The organism is Sphingomonas sp. BL-S-29 (assembly GCF_055521495.1).
The window spans coordinates 3445389-3467346 of the sequence record NZ_CM145482.1; the positions used below are offsets into that span (position 1 = coordinate 3445389).

The 21958-nt window shown below is 66.3% G+C and carries 13 protein-coding genes and 1 tRNA gene; 8 read left to right on the forward strand and 6 right to left on the reverse strand.

What is annotated here, in order from left to right; all coding sequences use genetic code 11:
- Positions 1-18: 18 nt before the first annotated feature.
- Positions 19-648, reverse strand: a complete 630-nt coding sequence (locus tag ACZ1I2_RS16345) for an OB-fold-containig protein (protein WP_465176541.1) — start codon at positions 646-648, stop codon at positions 19-21.
- Positions 649-784: 136 nt separating this feature from the next.
- Between ACZ1I2_RS16345 and ACZ1I2_RS16350 the strand changes: the two genes are divergently transcribed.
- Positions 785-858: transfer RNA gene (locus ACZ1I2_RS16350), tRNA-Cys, on the forward strand.
- Positions 859-936: 78 nt separating this feature from the next.
- Here the strand turns inward: ACZ1I2_RS16350 and gdhA are convergent.
- Positions 937-2292, reverse strand: coding sequence for an NADP-specific glutamate dehydrogenase (gene gdhA / locus ACZ1I2_RS16355; RefSeq protein ID WP_465176540.1), 1356 nt, complete (start codon positions 2290-2292; stop codon positions 937-939).
- Positions 2293-2463: 171 nt separating this feature from the next.
- On the opposite strand from gdhA, the gene ACZ1I2_RS16360 reads away from it, so the two are divergent.
- The 7 genes from ACZ1I2_RS16360 to ACZ1I2_RS16390 all read left to right on the forward strand — a co-directional run bounded on the left by ACZ1I2_RS16360 (position 2464) and on the right by ACZ1I2_RS16390 (position 16292).
- Entirely contained in the window at positions 2464-4110 is a 1647-nt protein-coding gene (locus ACZ1I2_RS16360) for an acetolactate synthase large subunit (protein WP_465176539.1), read from the forward strand.
- Positions 4111-4202: 92 nt separating this feature from the next.
- Positions 4203-5636, forward strand: a complete 1434-nt coding sequence (locus ACZ1I2_RS16365; RefSeq protein ID WP_465176538.1) for an aldehyde dehydrogenase family protein — start codon at positions 4203-4205, stop codon at positions 5634-5636.
- A gap of 138 nt (positions 5637-5774) precedes the next feature.
- Positions 5775-7166 (forward strand): multiheme c-type cytochrome, encoded by a 1392-nt coding sequence (locus ACZ1I2_RS16370; protein WP_465176537.1) that lies wholly within the window; start codon positions 5775-5777, stop codon positions 7164-7166.
- Positions 7163-9127: a heme-binding protein gene (locus ACZ1I2_RS16375; protein WP_465176536.1), complete on the forward strand. Its 1965-nt coding sequence runs from the start codon at positions 7163-7165 to the stop codon at positions 9125-9127. The genes ACZ1I2_RS16370 and ACZ1I2_RS16375 overlap by 4 nt, the downstream gene beginning before the upstream one ends.
- Positions 9128-9262: 135 nt before the next feature.
- On the forward strand, positions 9263-11083 hold the full coding sequence (locus ACZ1I2_RS16380; protein ID WP_465176535.1) for a hypothetical protein: 1821 nt from the start codon (positions 9263-9265) through the stop codon (positions 11081-11083).
- Positions 11083-15033: an LVIVD repeat-containing protein gene (locus ACZ1I2_RS16385; RefSeq protein ID WP_465176534.1), complete on the forward strand. Its 3951-nt coding sequence runs from the start codon at positions 11083-11085 to the stop codon at positions 15031-15033. Before ACZ1I2_RS16380 ends, ACZ1I2_RS16385 begins: the two co-directional genes overlap by 1 nt.
- A gap of 302 nt (positions 15034-15335) precedes the next feature.
- A complete protein-coding gene (locus ACZ1I2_RS16390) occupies positions 15336-16292 on the forward strand; it encodes a glycosyltransferase (RefSeq protein WP_465176533.1) in 957 nt (318 codons plus the stop codon).
- On the opposite strand, the gene ACZ1I2_RS16395 is transcribed toward ACZ1I2_RS16390, so the two are convergent.
- From ACZ1I2_RS16395 to ACZ1I2_RS16410, 4 genes are read right to left on the reverse strand one after another with little or no spacing between them, the layout of a single operon-like run.
- Complete coding sequence (locus tag ACZ1I2_RS16395; protein ID WP_465176532.1) at positions 16256-17623, reverse strand: hypothetical protein; 1368 nt, start codon at positions 17621-17623, stop codon at positions 16256-16258. The genes ACZ1I2_RS16390 and ACZ1I2_RS16395 overlap by 37 nt on opposite strands.
- Positions 17610-18464 (reverse strand): hypothetical protein, encoded by an 855-nt coding sequence (locus ACZ1I2_RS16400; protein WP_465176531.1) that lies wholly within the window; start codon positions 18462-18464, stop codon positions 17610-17612. The genes ACZ1I2_RS16395 and ACZ1I2_RS16400 overlap by 14 nt, the downstream gene beginning before the upstream one ends.
- On the reverse strand, positions 18465-21365 hold the full coding sequence (lanM, locus tag ACZ1I2_RS16405) for a type 2 lanthipeptide synthetase LanM (protein ID WP_465176530.1): 2901 nt from the start codon (positions 21363-21365) through the stop codon (positions 18465-18467).
- Positions 21287-21934, reverse strand: a complete 648-nt coding sequence (locus ACZ1I2_RS16410; RefSeq protein WP_465176529.1) for a Nif11-like leader peptide family natural product precursor — start codon at positions 21932-21934, stop codon at positions 21287-21289. Before ACZ1I2_RS16410 ends, lanM begins: the two co-directional genes overlap by 79 nt.
- Between the last annotated feature and the right edge of the window lie 24 nt (positions 21935-21958).

Genomic DNA, 21958 nt, shown 5'->3' on the forward strand with positions numbered 1-21958 from the left:
TCTCCTAGGGGCGATTTGTTATAGCAGCGGGCGCAGGGTCGGATGGTTTTCCGGCAATGCGTAGAAGATCACGCCTTCGCGGCGGACAAGCAGGACGGTTTCGCCCTGGGCGATGGTGTCGGCGTCTTCGTGGGGTTCGACCATGACGTAATGCGCCTGGTCGTGTTGGTCGACGACCCGGACCCGGGCGGGAAAACCGCGGCGTGCGGTGCCTTCCAGGATGGTGCCGCGACGGCGCAGCAGGTCCCCGGGATCGATGACGCTGGATTCATAGCCAGGCAGGATCCGCCCGAGCCCGCGCGCCGCAAAGATGTTGGCGAGACCGCCGGTGCCGAGCGCGGCGGCCGACGCGATACCCCAGTGAAGGGGTGCCCCGACAAGTGCAGTCGCGATCTGCTGGACAGCGATGCCCGCGATCGTGAAACAACACAGGAGCGAGGTGAGCCAGATCAGAAGCGGCAGCCCGCCGCCAAGGCCCAGCCACTCGAATACGCCGTGCGCATCCAGTTCGGCATGGCCGTCGATACCCGGATCGAGATCGAGATGGCCCAGCCCGAGACCGACTGCCTCGACCAGGCCGATCCCCAGCATGACGACGAAAGCGACCGCGAAGGGAAAATAGTCCGACGTCAGAAAGATCGAGAACATGGTGGGATCATCCAGTGCGCGGGCGGCCCGCGTCAAGCGGGATCGGCGCCATTTCCACGGCTTGATGGTGAATCGCCCCCGCCCGTACAAGCACGGTTGACCCCGCGACAAAAAGGAAGCATCTGCGCCCGCCTCTGGCCCGATGGCGGAGTGGTGACGCAGAGGACTGCAAATCCTTGCACCCGGGTTCGATTCCCGGTCGGGCCTCCACTTCCTTTGCAATCCCTGCCCCACCCGGCGACGATCGTCGTTCGTGGCGGCGGGGTCGACCGTACCGTCCAGCCGCTCTCAGACGACACCGAATGCGAGCATCGCGTCGGCGACCTTCTTGAAACCGGCGATGTTCGCGCCCTTCACATAATCGATATAGCCGTCGGGCTCGCGCCCATAAGCGACGCACCGATCATGGATGCCCTCCATGATGTCGAGCAGCAGCTGTTGCAGCTCGGCTTCCTTCCAGGCGCGGCGTTCGCTGTTCTGGCTCATCTCGAGGCCCGAAACGGCGACGCCGCCGGCATTGGCCGCCTTGCCCGGCGCGAACAGGATGCGCGCCTCCTTGAAGACATGCACGCCCTCGAGATTGGTCGGCATGTTCGCGCCCTCGGCCACCGCGACACAGCCGTTCCTGACCAGCGTCCGCGCATCCATGCCGAGCAGTTCGTTCTGCGTCGCGCAGGGCAAGGCGACGTCGCAGGGCACGCCCCAAGGCGTCTTGCCCTCATGGAAGCGCGCGCCGGTGAACTCCTTCGCATAGTCCGAGATGCGGCCCCGCCGCTTCGTCTTGTGGGTCTTCACCCAGTCGATCTTCTCCTGATCGAACCCGTCGGGATCGTGGACGAAGCCTTCGCTGTCGGACAGGGTCAGCACCTTGCCGCCGAGCTGTGCGATCTTTTCCGCCGCGTGCGTGGCGACGTTGCCCGAGCCGGAAATGACCGCGGTCTTGCCCTCCAGGTCGGTGCCGCGGGTCTTCAGCATGTTCTGCAGGAAATAGACCGCGCCATATCCGGTCGCCTCGGTCCGGATCAGCGAGCCGCCATATTCCAGGCCCTTGCCGGTCAGCACGCCGGTGAACTGGTTGGTGATGCGCTTGTACTGGCCGAACATATAGCCGATCTCGCGCGCGCCCACGCCGATATCGCCGGCGGGCACGTCCACATCGGCGCCGACATGACGGTAGAGCTCGGTCATGAAGCTCTGGCAGAAACGCATCACTTCGTGATCGCTCTTGCCCTTGGGATTGAAGTTCGCCCCGCCTTTGCCGCCACCCATGGGCAGGCCGGTCAGCGCGTTCTTGAAGGTCTGTTCGAAGGCGAGGAACTTGAGCACGCTCTCGGTGACCGAGGGGTGGAAGCGGATGCCGCCCTTGTACGGGCCGATCGAATTGTTGTTCTGCACCCGCCAGCCGCGCTGGACGCGGATATTGGCGTTGTCGTCCTCCCAGCAGACGCGGAACGACACGATCCGGTCGGGTTCGGCGATACGGCGGAGGATCTGATAGTGATGATATTCCTCCTTGTCGGCAATAAACGCGTAGATATCCTGTGCTACTTCCTGAACCGCCTGAATGAATTCGCTTTGTCCTGGATTACGTTTCTTGACGCCTTCCATGAATGTCGACAGGTCGACATGGTCGGTCATTGCCATTTCCGTCCTCCCCTTGTCGGCTGATCAGCCAAGGTTGACGCGACCGGCCGCTTCGAGTCGCGGCTTTCTATTCGCCGGAGAATACACTATTTCGAACCGGCAAGTCGTCCGACAGAGTCGACTCACGCTCAGGTCGTTTTGTTCGGTGACACCGCCAGGGGGAAACGATCGATGAAAGCCTCCGACCTTTTCGTGAAATGCCTGGAGGAAGAAGGCGTCGAATACGTCTTCGGCGTGCCGGGCGAGGAGAATCTCGATTTCCTCGACAGCCTTTCGCGTTCCCCGATCAAGCTGATCCTGACGCGGCACGAACAGGGCGCGGGCTTCATGGCCGCGACCTATGGCCGGCACACCGGCAAGACCGGCGTGTGCCTGGCGACGCTCGGGCCCGGCGCGACCAACCTCGTCACCGCGGCGGCCTATGCCACGCTGGGCGGCATGCCGATCCTGATGATTACCGGGCAGAAGCCGATCAAGAAATCCAAGCAGGGCCGGTTCCAGATCCTCGACGTGGTGGCGATGATGGGTCCGATCACCAAATATACCCATCAACTCGCCAGCGCCGACAATATCCCGAGCCGGGTGCGCGAGAGCTTCCGCCTCGCCGAGGAAGAAAAGCCGGGCGCTACCCATCTCGAATTTCCGGAGGATGTCGCCGAGGAGGTGACCGAAAGCCGTCCGCTCAAGGCCAGCCTGTGCCGCCGCCCCTCGGCCGAGCCGAAAGCGGTACGCGCCGCGGTCAAGCGGCTCGAACAGGCGCGATCGCCGGTGCTGGTGATCGGCGCGGGCGCCAATCGCAAGATGACCGGGCGGATGCTGCTCCAGTTCGTCGAGAAGACGGGCATTCCCTTCGTCACCACGCAGCTCGGCAAGGGCGTGATCGATGAGATGCATCCCAGGTTCCTCGGCTGCGCGGCGCTGTCGGCGGGCGATTTCGTCCACCGCGCGATCGAGGCGGCCGACCTGATCGTCAATATCGGCCATGACGTCATCGAGAAGCCGCCCTTCTTCATGAAAGCGGGCGGGACCGAAGTGATCCATGTCTCCAGCCGGTCGGCCGAGGTGGATCCGGTCTATTTCCCACAGATCGAGGTACTGGGCGATATTGCCAATGCCATCTGGCAGATGAAGGAGGACATCGTTCCCTCCGCCGGCTGGTCGTTCGACGCGATGCATGCGGCGCGGGCGGCAGAACTGGCGCATACCGCCTCGCTCGACGGGGACGAGCGTTTCCCGATCTTCCCGGCGAGCCTGGTGCGTGCGGTGCGGGCGGCGATGCCGAGCGACGGGATCATCGCGCTCGACAATGGCGTGTACAAGATCTGGTTCGCCCGCAACTATCCGGCGCGCAAGCAGAATACCGTGCTGCTCGACAATGCGCTGGCGACGATGGGCGCCGGCCTGCCTTCCGCCATGGCGTCAGCGATGGTCTGTCCCGGGCGCAAGGTCATGGCGATCTGCGGCGATGGCGGTTTCATGATGAACAGCCAGGAGATGGAGACCGCGGTCCGGCTGAAGCTCGACCTGACCGTGCTGATCCTCAACGACGGCAGCTATGGCATGATCCGCTGGAAACAGGCCAATATGGGTTTTGCCGATTTCGGCCTGACCTATGGCAATCCCGATTTCGTCAAATATGCCGAGGCGTACGGCGCGATCGGGCACCGGGTGGAGAGCGCGGCGCATCTGCCCGAATTGCTGAAGCAGACGCTGGCGACGCCGGGGGTGCATCTGATCGATTGCCCGGTGGACTATGCCGATAACGACCGGATCCTGAACCATGAGATCAAGGAGCTGAGCGCGAAAGTTTCGGCTTAATCGTAGCGCGGCGCGAACTGCTCCGGAGAGATATGGGACACCATCGTGTCCCATATCTATCTTCAACGAGCGATGCCATTCAGGAGCCAGCGATGATCCAACTTAACTCCGTTTATCCGCTATATCTCAATAACAAGGCGGCCCAACCTAATATTGATCTTGAAGTCACTGACAAATTTAGCGGTGAGGTGGCATTCCGCGTTGCCCAAGCTGATACAGCTACCATCAACGAGGGAATCGCGGGTGCCGTCCGCGCGGCCGAGCCGATGGCACGGATGGCATCCTACGAACGCCAGGCGGTGCTCCAGCACTGTGTCGACCGGTTCAGGCAGCGGTTCGACGAACTTGCCTATGCGCTGTGCGTCGAGGCGGGCAAGCCGATCAAGGATAGCGAGGGCGAGGTCGGGCGGCTGATCGACACCTTCCGCATCGCCGCCGAGGAATCGGTGCGGATGACCGGCGAAGTCCAGCCGCTCGACATTTCCGCGCGCGCCAAGGGGTATCAGGGCATCTGGAAGCGGGTGCCGATCGGTCCCTGCTCGTTCATCTCGCCCTTCAACTTCCCGCTCAACCTGGCCGCGCACAAGATCGCGCCGGCGCTGGCGGTGGGCTGTCCGTTCGTGATGAAGCCGGCGAGCCGCACGCCGCTCGGCGCGATCATCATCGGCGAAGTGCTGGCCGAGACCGATCTGCCCGAGGGCGCCTTCTCGATCCTGCCGGCACACCGCGAGGGCGCCGACCTGTTCACCGAGGACGAAAGGCTGAAGCTGCTGAGCTTCACCGGCTCGCCCGCCGTCGGCTGGAACCTGAAGGCGAAGGCGGGCAAGAAGAAAGTCGTGCTCGAACTTGGCGGCAATGCCGCGGTGATCATCGACCAGGACGCCGATCTCGACGATGCGCTGGAGCGGGTGATCTTCGGCGCCTTCTACCAGTCTGGGCAAAGCTGCATCGGGGTGCAGCGCATCATCATCCATGAGGCGGTGTATGACCGGTTCCGGGACATGCTGGTCGCGAAGACGAAGACTTTGGTGGCGGGCGACCCCAAGGACCGGTCGACCTTTATCGGGCCGATGATCTCCGAGGGCGAGGCGCGGCGGCTCGACGAGTGGATTCAGCAGGCGGTGTCTGGTGGCGCCCGGCTGCTCTGTGGCGGCAAGCGCGAGGGCGCGATGCTCGAGGCGACGTTGCTGGAGGAAGTCGACCGGTCGAGCGCGGTGTACCGCGAGGAGGCGTTCGGGCCTGTCGCCTTGCTCAGCAAATTCAATGATTTCAGCGCCGCTCTTGCCGAGGTGAATGATAGCAAGTTCGGCTTGCAAGCGGGCATCTTCACCCGCGACCTGTTCAAGATGTTCGATGCGTGGGACCGGCTCGAGGTCGGCGGTATCGTGATCAACGACGTGCCGAGCTACCGCGTCGACAATATGCCTTATGGCGGGGTGAAGGATTCCGGCCTCGGCCGGGAGGGCATCCGCTTTGCGATGGAGGACATGACCGAGATCCGCAATCTGGTCATCCGCAGACGCTGAACCGCCCTTCTCCGCGTTGATAGGCACGTTTTATGCTATTCTGAACAGGCCGTTTCGGGCAGAGACGAAACGGGTTGCACGCGTTTCGACACGCTGCCGAAGCGCAAAGCGCCGGCGGCCAAGGGGACTGAGCGCTGCATGGCGATCGGGGGCCAATTCGTCGGATTGCGGATCGGCGCGCTCGTGACGAGCGTCGCCGTTGCGGCCGTGCTTGGCCTGGCACTGATCATTGGCTCATCGGCCTCGCTGGCTGGGCAGACCGCACGCGAGACGAGCGGGCTGGAAGGCGTGGCGAGCTGCGCCGGCACGACCTGCCACGGTCGGATGGAAGCGGACGGCGTGATCGTCCGGCAGGACGAGCTGATGCGCTGGCAGGAGCCCTCCACGCCGGGCGGCGCGCATAGCCGGGCTTTCGCCGTGCTCTCCTATCCTCGCGCGCGCCAGATCACCGCGACGCTCGGCCTGGGCGAGCCGAGCGCGGCTCCGGCCTGTCTCGGCTGCCACACCACGCCGGTGAGCGGGGCGACGGGGCGGCGCTTCCTGAGCCGGGACGGCGTGGGCTGCGAGGCGTGCCATGGCCCGGCGGCAGGCTGGATCGCGTCGCACTACACGGTGGGAGCGAGCCATGCGGCCAATGTCTCGCGTGGCATGACGGCGCTCGACCGGCCGGCGATACGGGCGGCCGTGTGCCTCGATTGCCATTTCGGCAGCAGCAAGCCCGGCCAGTTCGTCTCGCACCGGATGATGGCGGCGGGGCATCCGCGCATCTCGTTCGAGCTCGACCTGTTCTCGACGCTGCAGCAGCATCACGACGAGGATGCCGATTATATCCAACGCAAGGGCCGGACGGACAGCGTGCGCATGTGGGCAGTCGGCCAGGCGATGGCGGTCAACCGCGCGCTGACCCTGTACGCCACGCCCAAGGGGACCGAAGGCGCGTTTCCGGAATTCTATTTCTTCGATTGCCATAGCTGCCATCGCCGTATCTATGACGGAGACGAACGGACCAGGACCGGGGAGAGCAATCCCGACCGTCCGATCCCGGCGGGCATGCCGCCATTCAATGACGAGAACATGATCCTGCTTGCCGCTGCCGCGAAGGTGGGGGCGCCGGGTTTGGCGGCACGGCTCGACAGCGACAGCCGGGCGTTCCACGCGGCGCTGGCGAAGGATCGAGGGGCAGCGGTGGCGGCAGGTGGGCGGCTCGCCGCCACGGCCACCGCCCTCGCCTCCGCCCTGTCTTCGGCCGGCGGGGGCGAGACCGCCTTTGCGATGGTCGATGCCATTGCCGGGCCGGGCATCGCGCCGCGCTTCACTGACTATGAGGGGTCGGTGCAGGGCGTGATGGCGATCGACACGCTGCTCAACGCGCTGGTCAAGGAGAAGCGCGTGACGATCGGCGCGGCGGCTGGCATCCGCGCCAATATCAACCGCGCCTATGCCGCGGTGAAGGACCCCAACGGCTATCGTCCTGCCGATTTCCGCGCATCGCTCGGCCAGGCGGTGCGCAGCATCCGGGCGTTGCGATGAAGCGGCGGCTCACCGGCCTGATGACGAGCGCCGCGCTGATCCTGTCAGCGTGCGGCGGCAGTGGTGGCGGTTCGGGTGGGGGATCGCCCGCGCCGACCCCAGCGCCCGCCCCTGCCCCGACCTCCACGCTCTACGCCGTGCCCGCCGCGGAGGCGCTGAGCGTCGCCGATGTGCAGACCGCGATCGCCCGCGCTGCAGCCGAGGCGAATGCGCGGCATCTGCCCGCCGTCATCGCCGTGGTGGACCGGGTCGGCAACGTGCTCGCGGTGTTCCGCATGACCGGCGCGGCGGCGAATGCGACGACCAGCGCCGCGCCCAATGGCGTCAATATCGACGCGCAGAACCTGACCGTGCCTGCGGAGGCGGGGGCGATCGCCAAGGCCATCACGGGTGCCTATCTGTCGAGCGGCGGCAACGCCTTCTCCACGCGCACCGCCAGCCAGATCGTCCAGAGTCACTTCCCGCCTGCGCCGTCCACGGTCGGGCTGGAGAGCGGGCCATTGTTCGGGGTGCAGTTCAGCCAGTTGCCCTGCTCCGATCTTGCAGCACGCTACGGCGCGGGTGGCAGCATGGCGTCGATCGGACCCAAGCGTTCGCCGCTGGGACTTTCCGCCGATCCGGGCGGCTTTCCGCTCTACAAGGACGGGGTGGTTGTCGGCGGCATCGGGGTGATGGCTGACGGGGTTTATGGCTTCGATCCGAACATCCTCGATGTGGACAATGACCCGGAGGAAGCGATCGCGCTGGCCGGCACGGTCGGGTTCGAGGCGCCTGCCGCGATCCGCGCCGACCGAATCTATGTTGACGGGACACAGCTTCGTTTTTCCGATGCGAGCTATGCCGGACTGATCGCAACCGGCACGCCGAGCTACGCCGCCACCAATCCCGGGCTGGGGACGCTGGTAGCGGTACGAGGCTATTTCGGCATACCGACACCGGCAATCCTTACCGGAGCTACCTATGGAAGCGAGGTGTCTGGCATAAGACCTTCCACTACCGCAGAATTTTCCAATCGTGATGCCTTTGTGCTGACGGACGGATCAGGCGTCGACCGTTTCCCGATCCGCGCCGGCACCGATGGGGCGGATATCGCCCAGCCGCTCACCGCCGCCGAGGTCCGGGCCGTGCTCGAAGAGGCCTTCGCGGTGATGAGCCGCGCCCGGGCACAGATCCGCCAGCCGCTCGACAGTCGGGCGCAGGTCAGCATTTCGATGGTCGACACGCGCGGGGCGGTGCTGGGGCTGGTGCGATCGCCCGATGCGCCGATCTTCGGGACCGACGTGTCGCTGCAAAAGGCGCGGACCGCGGCCTTCATGTCGAGCCCCCATGCCGGCGCACAACTGCTCGGCGATCCGAGCGCAGACGTGCGCAGCTTCGTCGCGGCGACGCGGACGTTCCTCGGCGATCCCAATGCGCTGACCGGGACCATCGCCTTTGCCGACCGGTCGGGTGGGAACCTTGCCCGGCCCTATTTCCCCGATGGCGAGGTCGGCCGGCCCAATGGCCCGCTCTCCCGGCCGGTGGCGCAGTTCAATCCCTTCTCGACGGGGCTGCAATCGGCCCTGGTGTTGACCAATCTCGGCCAGCATCTCGCCTTCGTGACGGGCGCGAGCGGGACGGATACGCCGCAGCGCTGCAGCTTCATCCCCGATGCGGCGCTGGGCCAGAACCGGTTGCAGAATGGGCTGCAGATCTTCCCGGGATCGGTGCCGATCTATCGCGGCAATGTGCTGGTCGGCGGGATCGGCGTGTCGGGCGACGGGATCGACCAGGACGACATGATCAGCTTCCTGGGGCTGCACAATGGCGGGCTGCGTGTGGGGAGCATCGGCAACGCACCGGTGGCGATGCGAGCGGACCAGGTGGTGGTCGCTCCCTCGAATGTAAGGCTGCGCTACATCAATTGTCCGTTCGCGCCGTTCCTCGATAGCGCGACGCAGAATGTCTGTGCGGGGCTTTAGGGTGGTGGCGTCTCTCCAGGCGTCATGCCGGACTTGTTCCGGCATCCATCGAGCCGAAAGAGACGCGACGTTTTGCTTTGCGGTGCGATGGACCCCGGAACAAGTCCGGGGTGACGGTGTGATTGGGGCGAGCGCGTGAGCCCCTTTCTGCCCTCGCTGTTGCTTATTGCGCAGGCGGCCAGCCCGCCGCGCGAGCAGGCGCAGGAACCCCCACGCAAGGAGGAAGCCTCCCCGGTCGAGACGATCGAGGGCCGCCGTCGCCCGGGATATGAGAAACCCCTTCCGGACCCGGTCACCCAGAACAATATCGGCGCGGTACGGCCGCCGCCGCCCGAGGCGTTTCCGACCGATCAGATTCCGGTGCCCGACCGCTGGCGGCTGATCCAGTCGCTCGGGCTGGTCAAGGAGCGCTGGTTCGATCCGTACAACCAGAACACCCTGAAGGGCGACCGGCCGATCGATCCGCACAAGGTGCCGTGGCTGCCGATTCACGGCGAGGATTGGTTCTTCGCCGCCAGCGCGGTCAGCGATACCGTGCTGGAGCCGCGCACCTTCCCCATTCCCGTCGGCGTGCAGACGACCGAGCGGCCGCAGAGCTTCGATATCTTCGGCAAGGATGCGAGCTACGTCTTCTCGCAGACCTTCATCCTGGGCGCGTCGCTGTTCAAGGGATCGACCGCGTTCAAGCCGCCCGAGATCGAATATCGCATCGCCCTCGCCTTCAACCTCAACCATGTGAACGTGCCCGAGCGTCGCGTGCTGTTCGTCGAGCCGAGCAGGCCGAGCCACCGTACCGACAGCTTCGTGGGCGTGCAGGAATTGTTCGTCGACTATCATTTCCGCAATACGTCCGATCGTTATGATTTTGAATCGATCCGTATCGGGATCCAGCCGTTCCAGAGCGACTTCCGCGGGTTCCTGTTCAACGATCAGCAGCTCGGCGTGCGCTTTTTCGGCAATCGCGACAATAATCGCTTCCAGTTCAACCTCGCGGCGTTCTGGCGGCTGGAGAAGGACACGAATTCCGGGCTGAACAGCGTGATCGAGCGGCCGCGCGACGATTTCGTGTTCGTCGGCAATGTGTACCGCCAGGACTTCCTGATCCCGGGCCTGACCAGCCAGGTCACCGCGGTCTACAATCGCAACCGCGAGGCGGGCCGGATCGAGGTGGACGATAACGGCTTTCCGGTCCGCCCCGCCTTGCTCGGCGACCTGCGCGGGCGGGACTATGACGTGGTCTATCTCGGCTATAATGCCGACGGGCGGATCGGGCGGCTCAACCTGACCGCATCGCTCTATGGCGCGCTGGGGCAGGATCGGAACAGCTTCTTCACCAGCCGGCCGGCGCAGATCCGGGCCTATTTCGGCGCGGCGGAGCTGAGTTACGACAAGGACTGGATGCGCTTCCGGCTTTCCGGGCTTTATGCGAGTGGCGACCGGCATCCGTATGACAATGTCGAGAACGGGTTCGATGCGATCTTCGAGAACCCGATCTTTGCCGGCGCCGATACGAGCTACTGGATCCGCCAGACCATCCCCTTTGCCGGCGGCGGGCGGGCGGTGGCAATCAGTGGGCGCAACGGCATCCTGAACTCGCTGCGCTCCTCCAAGGAACAGGGCCAGTCCAACTTCAACAATCCGGGGACGGCGCTGGTCGGTGTCGGCGGGGATTTCGACATCACGCCGACGACGCGGCTGTCGACCAACGTGAACCATCTCTGGTTCGCCGATACGGCCGTCCTGCAGACGCTCCGCAACGAAGGGAGCATCCCGAAGGATATCGGCTGGGACCTGTCCGCCGCGGCGATCTGGCGGCCCAGGGCGACGCAGAACATCGTGGTGCGACTATCGGCCGCGGTCCTGGTACCGGGTAGCGGTTTTCGCGACCTGTTCGCGGCGCGTGATCGGGACCGATCCTATTATTCGATCCTCGCCAATATGATCCTGAGCTACTGATGCGCAGGCTCCTCTTCCTCCTGCCGATCGCGATGGCGCTTGTGCCGGCGGCGATGCTGCGCGCGAGCGACGAGGAGAAGCCGGTCGCGCGCACCTATGCGCCGATGCTGACGGCGCCGATGAGCCAGACGCCGGAGCAGGTCTCCGCCAAGTCGGACGGCTGCGCCTCCTGCCATACTCGCACCGACGAGCCGTCGATGCATGCGAGCCCGGCGGTCCAGCTCGGCTGCACCGATTGCCATGGCGGCGATGCAGCGATCCGGGGCAATCCCGATCTGGGCTTCAACGACCCCGCCTATGTCGCGGCGCGCGAGAAGGCGCATGTGCTGCCGCGCTATCCGCACAGCTGGAATTATCCGGACTCGGCCAACCCCAAGGGAAGCTATACGCTGCTCAACAAGGAGGCGCCCGACTATATCCGCTTCGTGAACCCCGGCGATTACCGGGTGGCGCGCAACAGCTGCGGGGCCTGCCATCTTGAGGTGATCGAGGCGGCGGAGCGGTCGCTGATGGCGTCGGGGGCGATGCTGTGGGGTGGGGCTGCGTACAATAACGGCATCGTGCCGTTCAAGAACTACGTGTTCGGCGAGGCCTATACCGACAAGGGCGAGCCGGCGAAGATCGTCTCGCCCGGGTCGCCGCCGGGCACGGTGACCGAAGCGGAGGCGAAGCGCGGCGCGCTGGCGGCGATGTATCCGCTGCCGACCTGGCAGGTGACGCCGCCGGGCGACGTCTTCCGGGTGTTCGAGCGCGGCGGGCGGAATGTCAGCACTCAGTTCGCGGAAGTAGGGCTGCCCAATCCCACGGGCTCGATCCAGCGGCTGGAGGAGCCGGGGCGGCCTGACCTGAAGCAGTCGAACCGCGGGCCGGGCACGGGGCTGCGTGTCGCCATCCCGGTGCTCAACATCCACAAGACCCGGCTCAACGATCCGCTGATGTGGTTCATGGGGACCAACGAGCAGCCGGGCGACTATCGCGGATCGGGCTGCACCGGCTGCCATGTGATCTACGCCAACGACCGCGAGCCGCGGCACAGCCTGATCTATGCCGAGTTCGGGCGCGACGGGCAGAGCGCGACGGTCGACCCGACCATTGCCGCGAAGACCGCTAACGCAGGCCATGGCGGCCTGATCGCGCCGGGCACGAAGGAGAGCGGCCACCCGATCCGCCACGCCTTCACCCGCGCTATCCCCACGGCACAATGCATGAGCTGCCACATGCACCAGCCCAACATCTTCCTGAACTCCTACCTTGGCTACACGATGTGGGATTATGAATCCGACGCCCCTTCGATGTGGCCGAAGGAGCAGAAATATCCGACCGCGGCCGAGGTGCGCGCGAGCAACGATCGCAACCCCGAGGCGGCCGCCGCGCTGGGGAGGTGGAGCGACCCGGATTTCCTGCGCAACGTCTATGATCTCAACCCGGGCCTGAAGGACACCCAGTTCGCCGATTATCACGGCCATGGCTGGAATTTCCGCGGGGTGTTCAAGCGCGACCGCGAGGGCAATCTGCTCGATGCCGAGGGCAAGATCGTCTGGCCGGACGATCCCGAGAAGTGGCGCAAGAAAGGCGAAGGCGCCTTCGTGCCGCCGGGCAGCAATCCCGGCAAGGCAGTGCACCTGATGGACATCCATGCCGAGAAGGGCATGCAGTGCGCCGACTGCCATTTCTCGCAGGATAGCCATGGCAACGGGCTGATCTATGGCGAGGTAGCCAATGCGGTCGAGATCGGCTGCAAGGACTGCCACGGCACCGCCGATGACTATCCGACCCTTAGAACGTCGGGGCCGGCGGCAAGGCCTCAAGGTAACGACCTGTCGATCCTGCGGAATCCCGACGGGCAGCGCCGTTTCGAATGGATCGGCAAGCCGCTCGGGCCGAGAGTGCTGATCCAGCGATCGATCGTCGATCCGAAGCTCAGCTGGGAGGTTCGGCTGGTCAAGGACAGCGTCGACCCGGCCAGCAGCCACTTCAACGCCAAGGCGGCGCGCGCGAAGCTGATGAGCCGCTATGGCGGGGAGGACGGGAAATTCTCGTTCGGGCCGGGCATCCCCGCCGTCGACCGGGCGCATGGCGAGGACAAGGTCACCTGCTACACCTGCCATCTGAGCTGGACGACGAGTTGTGGCGGCTGCCATCTGCCGATCGAGGCGAACTGGAAGACCTCGACCCACCATTTCAAGGGCGAGGAGACGCGCAACTTCGCGACCTACAACCCGCAGGTGGCGCGGGACGACATGTTCCAGCTCGGGCGCGGCATGACGACCAAGGGCAATGTGGTGACGCCGGTGCGCAGCTCCTCGGCGCTGGTGCTGTCCTCCACCAACGTCAATCGCGAGCGCATCTATATCCAGCAACCACCGATCAGCGCGATCGGCTTTTCCAGCCAGGCCTTTGCCCCGCATTTCCCGCACACGGTGCGCACCACCGAGACCAAGACCTGCACCGACTGCCATTTGTCGGCGAAGGACGACAACAACGCGATCATGGCGCAGCTGCTGCTGCTCGGCACCAATAGCGTCAACTTCGTCGGACTGAACGCCTGGACCGGGCTCGATCGCGGGTTCGAGGCAGTGCGTGTCACCGAATGGGAAGAGCCGCAGGCCGTGATCGGCTCCTATCTCCAGCGCTACGCCTATCCCGATTACTGGCGGATGCATGTCGAGGGGAACAAGCGCGAGCTGAAGAACTGGGTGCGCGGCAAGACCTTCGACAAAAGCTTCTCCGGCGAGACCCGGCCGAAGGAGGAGTTCCGCAACGTGGTGCAGGGCACGTCGGACCGGGTCGGGTGCCTGCAATTGCGCGGCGAGTACATGTACGTCGCGGAAGGACGCGGCGGTTTCCGGGTCTATGATGTCGCCTCGATTGCCAACAAGGGTTTCTCCGACCCGATCGTCTCGGCGCCCTTCTCGAAGCTCGGGCAGAACACGCGCGTCGCGTCGACAAACGCGACCTGCATGGCGCTGCCGACCGGTCAGCCGATCAACCCGCAGCGCAACACGCCCGCCATGCGTGCAATGAATCAGGAACAGGCGTTCCTGCCGATCTACAGCTATGCCGCCGTCACCGATGCGGTCGAGGGGCTGATCCTGGTCAATATCGAGACCATGGCGGACGGCGAGTTCCGCAACAATTTCCTGAAGCGCGCCGTGACCTGGAACGAAGGCGGCGTGCTGAAGGGCGCGCGGCACATCGTGCTGGCGGGGTCGGTCGCGTACATCACCGCCGATGCCGGGCTGGTGGTGGTCGACCTGGCCGATCCGCTCCGTCCCCGCCTCGCCGCCGTCCGGCCGCTCCGGGATGCGCGGGCGAGCGCGATTCAGTTCCGCTATCTCTGGGTCACCGATGCCGAGGGCGTGAAGCTGTTCGACGTGACGAAGCTGCTCGATCCGGTCGCGGTGCCCTCCGGCACGATCCCGCTGGCCGATGCGCGGCGGCTCTATGTCGCGCGGACCTATGCCTATGTCGCAGCGGGCGCCGAAGGGCTGGTGATCGCCAATGTGACGAACCCGACGCGGCCGACGATCTACCGGAAGGTGACCTTCGACGGGCAGCTCAACGATGCGCAAGACGTGATCCTGGGCAGCACCAACGCCTCGCTGTTCGCTTATGTCGCCGACGGGCGGAATGGGCTGAAGGTGCTGCAACTGACCTCCCCCGACAGCCAGCGCAATTTCTACGGCTTTTCGCCGGCGCCGATGCCCGAGCTGATCGCCTGGGCGAAGACGCCCTCCCCTGCGCTCGCCCTGTCCAAGGGGCTCGACCGCGACCGCGCGGTGGACGAGACGGGCGGGCAGATCGCGGTGTTCGGGCGGCTCGGCTCGCGGCCCTTCACCCGGCCGGAGATGGAGAAGCTGTTCCTGACCAGCAAGGGCGTGCCGTGGAAGGTGAGCGATGCGGCGGACATGAAGGACTGGCGCCCGCCGCTGCTCGCGCCGAAGCGGTAGCGTCCAACAAGAGCGCGATTTTTCGCCTCACTTTTTCTTTCGCTGTTATGTTGGATTTTCAGCGGCATTTTGTCGTTGCGTACCAATGGCTTGGGGCAGGTTTTCCCTGTTATGACATAACAGCGGAAAAACCCGCCGGAATTACGGGAAAAGGACGCAATTTTACCGCTGATCGGCGGGAAACGCCTCCAACATTCGACCGACAATGAGAAGGAGCCGGGCGGTTGGCCGATGGCGCAGCCGGGCTGCATCCTGCATTGTTCGCGCAAGCGTTGAATCAGGCCTATTCCCGGCGCGAACGCATGGATCAGACGAAAGAGACGATGGCTTCACGACACCGCCTGTTGCTGATCCGACACTTCGGCGCACCCACCGGGGGCAACGTCAAGGTGCGCGATTATTATCTGCACGCAGCGGCGCACCCGTCGATCGACGCCGCGCTGTGGTTTTCGCCCGGGTCGCGTCACCGTGAAAGCGACATCTGGGACGGCGTCGCCGACGCGGCGATCGTCAGCGATCCTGGCGCCGATCTTGCCGACGCGCGGTTTGTCGCCCTGAACGGCAAGGACTGGTCGCTGCTGCCGGACTGCGCGTCGGGCCCGGAAATTCTCCATTTCACGCAGCATCCCGGCTATCTCACCGAGCCGGTGCTCCGCGCCTACCTGGCCCGGCCGGCGCGGCGCATCTGCACGACCCCTGCCCTGCTCGACGCGCTCGCGCCTGCCGCGTGCGGGCCGATCCATCTGGTCCCGATCGGCGCCGCCGACGGGTTCTTCGCGCGGCGATCGGACAGCAAATCGATCGGCGTGACGATCCTGTCCGGCAAGCAGCCCGCGCTTGCCGAAGCGCTCGCGGAGCGTCTCCGGCGTCGCGGGCTTGCGCCGGTCCTCGCCGGCGTCCCGCGCTTGCCGCAGACGGCGTATGAGGCCTTGATCGGGGCGACGGATGTGCTGGTCGCCTTGCCCAATGTCGTAGAGGGATTCTACCTCCCCGCACTCGAGGGAATGGCGGCGGGATCAGTGGTGGTCACCAACGATGCCGGGGGGAATCGCGGCCATTGCCGGCCCGAGGCAACCTGCCTGATCGCGCCGCGCGACGACCTCGACGCGCATGAGGCCGCGGTGATGCGCGCGCTGTCCGACGCGTCGCTTCGCGACAGGCTACGCGCGGGCGGAGACGCGGTGGCGAGCAGGCACACGATGGCGGAAGAGCGTCGCGCTTTTCACGCGGTGCTCGATATCGCACTGGCCGAACGCTGACGCCCGGCGGAAGCGGCATCAGGCATGGCGCGGAAGAAGGCGTGCTTGGATCCCGAGCTCGGCACGAGCCTGCCACCGAGCGGGCCGGCAACCAACCAGTCACCAAGTCGCGCAAGGTCATCGGCAACGATCTGGGCCGTCGGAAAGGGCGCACCCGGCACCGTACCGATAAACTCGATCTCGACCTGATCGAGTCGTCCCTGCCCTGCGGTGCAGCGGTCCAGGCTGACCAGATAGGCACGCCTCTCGGGAAGAGCGAAGGGGATCTTGGTCTGCGCCTTTTCGAACATGGCCATGTGTGTCCAGCCAAGGTCGCGGGTGAACTGGGCGACCGGGCACAGCGCGCCGTCGGTATCGGTAGTACGCGACGCGATCGTGTCGCGCAGCAAGGCCGATCCGAGCCGGCGTTCGCCCTGCTTGCGCTTGGCCGACAGGCGACCGGAGGCAGTCTCGACCACCGTGCACTCCGCGCCGGCATCACCGTCCTGGCAGACATGGTAGCGCCGCACGCGCTCGATCCGGCCCGGTGCCGGCAGCAGCACCTCGAACGTGTCGGCGATCGCTTCAGCGACCGCATCGGCATCGTCGTCCGCAAGCCCGCCGGGAACGTCGAACTTGATCTCCATCTCCGGAAAGCCGGCGGGTGCCGGGTCGATCCTCTGCCGCAGCACGTCCTGGAAGAGCAGCGCCAGGGACGCGTTCGGCCGAACGCGAATGGCGCCGCCCGGATCGAGCGCCCGCCGGACGGTAGCGACCGCGGCGCGGGTCGGCGCCTTGATTTCCAGACGCGGGCCGAGATCGCCGAGAGACGTAACCGTTCCTGCTGCCGGGTCGATACGGAACAGCGCGCGTGTGCGATCGACCGTGATCCGGCGTCGCTCGGCGGCGGGCCCGAATGGCGGCGCCGCTCCGGGCGAGAAGCTTCGGTGCTCGCGCGCCGAAACCCGCACCGAATGGACGCGGTACACCCGGCCGCGCGACGTGAGAACCGGCGCGCCGCCATCGGGCATCGTGCGGAGCAGGACCGGGCCCAGCTGCTCTATTTTGCCCAGGGGTGATTTTGCCTGAAGCTTGCCCTCCACCCCGGACGACAGCACCGCCGCCACGGCGTCGGCCGACACTTCGGGCAAATTCCGGTAGGCGCGCATCCGGATCGCGGTCGCGACGTCCCAGTCGCCATCGACCGGATGCAGGAAGAAGGTCAGCGTGTGCTCGAACGGGCGCGGGATCAGCGGCCATGCCACCAGCCGCGCGGAAACCTCATCAAGGTCAGCGACGAACAGATCGCCGCGCCATTCCACACGGCGCATGCCGGCTTCAGTGCCAGACATGGTGCGCAGCGGGGTAGATCTTCATTTCCACCGGCCCGCCAGGCCGCGCAACCAGCTTGGCGTGATTGAGCGTCCGCACCACCCCGCTTCGCGCGTTCAGCAGCTGACCCGTCCACCGCGCCCAGTCCGGCAGATCGTCGACGACCGGGCCGGCCGCCTCGCCGGGCCAGGAGAGCCAGCGCGCCACGTCCGCGTCGCTGCACCAGCCGCGCCGGCGGCATAGCCCAAGGAAGCGCTCCCAATCCTTCACATAACATTCCAGGCCGACCCGATCGGATAGCGCACCGCGCGTCACATCGACGCTCCCCACACAATAACTGGTGACATCGGCCACGCTCGCCGCGAGTTGCTCCAACGGTGCAACACACAGGATTCCCGCGGCCAGAAGATTGAGACGGAGAAGAGAAGGTGAGCGCGCGGGCATTGCCGCCATATGCGAAACATAGGGCGCCAGGTCGTCGGGGACCTGCGCCCCCGGTACGACGAGGCTCGCGACCGCCCGCGCGGCAGTCTCGCGGGCCGGCAAGTCAGTGCGCAGCCCGACAAACACGCCCGGCGCATCGGTGTAGGGAGCGTCGAACTCGAGATACACGCTCTGCACGAACGCCGCGCAAGCCGCGTCCTCGTCGAGGCACGCGGCGAGGATTCGGGGGTAGAACCGGCGCCACTCCCCCCTGCGCGGCGGCACGTGGGCGCAAAGGCTGATCGAGTCCGTGTCGCCGCTCCGTAGCTCGAGCGCGATGTAGGAGGAGAAAGGAAGCGTCGCCGCCATGCGCCGGAGTTCCGGCGCGTTGCGACCAAAGGGCAGAAGGTCGACCAAGGGCAGGAGCGAATCCGGCACCTAGTCGAGGGCCAGCACGCAGGGCAGCGTACCCGGACGGGCGCACCGCAACAGGCTGTAGCCGATCCCCGCCGAACCGCGAAAGAAACCCGGCTTGACGTCGTCCGCCGCTGCGTTCGCCAGCAGGCGGAACCCGCCATTCTTCTCCGCGCGCCGGCTCAGAAAAACGCTCGCCGCCACGGCCTCGTCGACGATCGCGGCACGCCCCTGGCGCACGCCCGCTTCGAGCAGCCAATCGATCCGACCCATGGTGCCGCAACAGACATAATCGGGTCCCTGGATGCCGAACCGCCGCGTCGCGTCGATTGCCGCGTCGATCTCTCGGGCACTCGCGGCCTGCTGACCCCCCAGTCGCGACAAGCCGATGCCCGGGGCACCGTGACACCAGGCGGTCGAGAAAGCAGGCGTATCCCCCACCTGGAAGACATCCCGAAGATCGGGCCAGTTGCTCTGATCGGCGCTGAACAGGCTCTGCTCATAGGCGCGCGCTTCCGCCGCAGCCTCTGCCATTCGGGCGTCGCCGGTGACCTCCGACAAGCGAAGCAGCGCCATGGCGATTCCGGCCGCGCCATGGCCCATGCCGGTCAGCGGCACCGCAGCGAAGGTCCGCCACGCGCGCCGGCCATCTTCGCCCGTCCGGTGCCGCAGCAGATGGTCGCCGCACGCCACCGCGCGGGCCAGTAGCAGGGGGTCGGGATTCATCTTCCAGAGCGCCAGCAGCGCGCACAGCGTACCGGCACTGCCGCTGGCGATGTCGTAATAGCGGTCTTGCTCAATCCGCTCCGGCGTGATCAGCCGCGCCGCCTCGCCTGCCGCGCTGACCAGGTCCGTATCGCCGAGGATGCTGCCGACCCGCGTGAGCGCATACACGACCGACCCGATGCCGCTCAGGCCGCCGGCGGGCACGCTTCGACCGAGCGCCTCCCGCAAGGTCGCATCGTCGGACGTCAGGGCACGGCGCAGCGGCTCGACCGTTTCCCGGGCGGCGGCGACATAGCGGTCGTCGCGCAGCACCGTACCGGCGGCGGCCAGGAATATCGCGATGCCGGACGTGCCGCCATACAGATCGAACCCGACCGGTTCGACCTGGAAGCACGGTGCCGGCGACCTGTCCTGCAGGGCGATCCAGCTTCGCCCACCATCGACCAGGAAGCTGGCCTGTAACAGCCGGTCGGCGATCGTTCGGGCAGCGCGCAGCAGCACGGCCTCACCCGCCGAACCGTCATGCTCGGGAAAGGGCAGCGGTGGTTCGACGAACGGGACGGGTATGGCGGCCAGAGCGCGGAGCGCGCCCCTGACGATCGCCTTTTGACGGCCAAAGGCCTCATCGTTCCAATGCCGGAGCCGTGCACCAACGTCGTTCCAGGCCGAATCGCGAAAAGGCAGGGACGAGGACGCGAGGGTCGAGGCCCCGCACGCCACGGTGAACAGCGGGACGTCGCGCCGCCGCAGCGCCGCGCGTTCCTCTTCGGCGAGCTTCCGCTCCGCGACGGGATCGCAAAGGACCTCCAGCGCCTTGTCCAGCACACCGAACGCCTGTTCCTGCGCTGCGGGCGACTGCAGGCTCTCGGGCTGGGACGCCTGCCAGAGCAGTTCGGCATAGAGCTGTGTCGGCCGATAGATGAAGCGCGTCGTCAGCGCGGCGAAGGCCTGCAAGGGCAAGTCGTCCCTTGCGCTTTCCAGGGCGCGCCACATCTCCTCGAACCCCGCCTCGACCTCGGCCTGCCAGTCGGCAGCGCTGGTCGCAGTGCCGTCCAGCCGGGCCAGGTTCGGCATCGGCCGCAGCGGCAGGTCTCCCCAGGTCAGCCGCATCGCGTCGGTGTTTGCCTCCAGCCACACAGGGCCTCGGGCTGCGGTATCCGCGCCGCCGCTCAGACCGCTCACGTCCACCAGGCGGCCGGTATCGGTCAGTTCCCAGCGCGGCAGATAGCCGGACCGCGCGACCGTATCCCAGCCCCGCGGATCGGCGATTTCGTAGAGGCCGGTTGCGGGCAGTGGCGGCGTGTAGCGCGGCTGCAACAAGGTCTCCGCGTCGACGAGCACCGGATATGGCCCATGCGCGACGACATTCTCGCAATGGCAGTCGGTCGCCCCCAGCAGGTACAGCAACGCGGCGAGCCCACCGGCACGTCGGTAGAAGTGCCGGACGTCGTGCGCCTCCGTGCAAGGGAGCGTCTCGACATATTCCATCCAGCCATAGCCGGCCTCACTGCGGACCCACGGCACGTACCAGTCGAGACCCGGCAGGGCCGGATTGCGGTTGCACCAGTCGAGCAAGGCGGAGAAGGCGTGTTCCATCGCCACGCTGCGCGGCTTGTAGATCATCGACTCGCCGCCGGTCATGAAGAGCCGCACGACTTCGCGGCCGCCATTGTGCGGGTCCGAGCCGGCCATGCGCAGGCCCGCGACGGCCGTCGCGGGGAAATCCGCCCGCACCCGCATCGCGAGTTCAGAACAGAAATGCGTCCAGTCCCGGATCAGCCCCGCCATGACCTCCGCGAGAACGGGATAGTCCGCATGGACCTTGCCCCAGCCATCGCCGAGCAGCCACGCCACGAAGGCGCGGTAGCGGAAATCGGCGGGTCGCGACGTTTCGGCCGAGACGAACAGCGACACCAGGCGCGCGCCCGGAGCGGCGAATTGCTCGAACGCGCGCTGCAAGACCGGCGCCGAGGCGGCCGACAGCCTGCGCACGAGATGATCGGCCAGCACATCCCGCGCCGCGGGATGAAATGCCGTGAAATCTACCCCGGCGAGCGCCGCCTCCCGCAACCGCCGCAGCGCGTGGTGAAAAGGAATATCGGCACTCTCCGGGCTTTCACTCAGAGCGTGCAAAGGCAGTTCTGCGTCGTGAACCCGCACTGCATCGAATAGCCCGAAGCCGTACTGGGCGAGCTGCACGGCGACGGTCCAGGGCTGGGCGAAGGACCAGGGGTGGGCGGCGGCCCCGGGGGTTCCGGCGACGGCGGAGGTGCTGGAGGCGGCGGTGGCAAGGGCGCCGGCGGCGGCGGGGGCGGCGGCCCCGGGGGCTCCGGCGACGGCGGAGGCGGCGGCGGTGACGGCGGCAGGGGCGCCGGCGGCGGGGGTGGAGGCGGCCCCGGGGGTTCCGGCGACGACTGCAGATACTGGATAGGATCGGCCTGCGGCACGGTATCGTCGCTCACCGCCCGTCGTTGCTCCAGCGTTGCGATGTGCGCCTGAAGCTGGTCCCTGGTGAAGGCGTAGCCGTGATCGTTGCCTAGCTGGACCGCCGCATCGAGGAACGCGTCGTGCGATTGCGCGCGCGCCAGCGTTTCCTGCAAGGCGGGATCCCGGAGCAATATGCGCTGGAACTGCTCGATCGGCGGGAGTGACTGGCTGACCGGTTCGGCGCCCGACGTCTCGCCCTGCCCCGTCAATGCCTGTCCGCCCGCGCGCGCGGCCCCGGCTGGATCGTTGGGTGACTTGGCACCCTGTTCGTCTTCAGCCATCGTTCCGCTCCCCGATTGGTAATT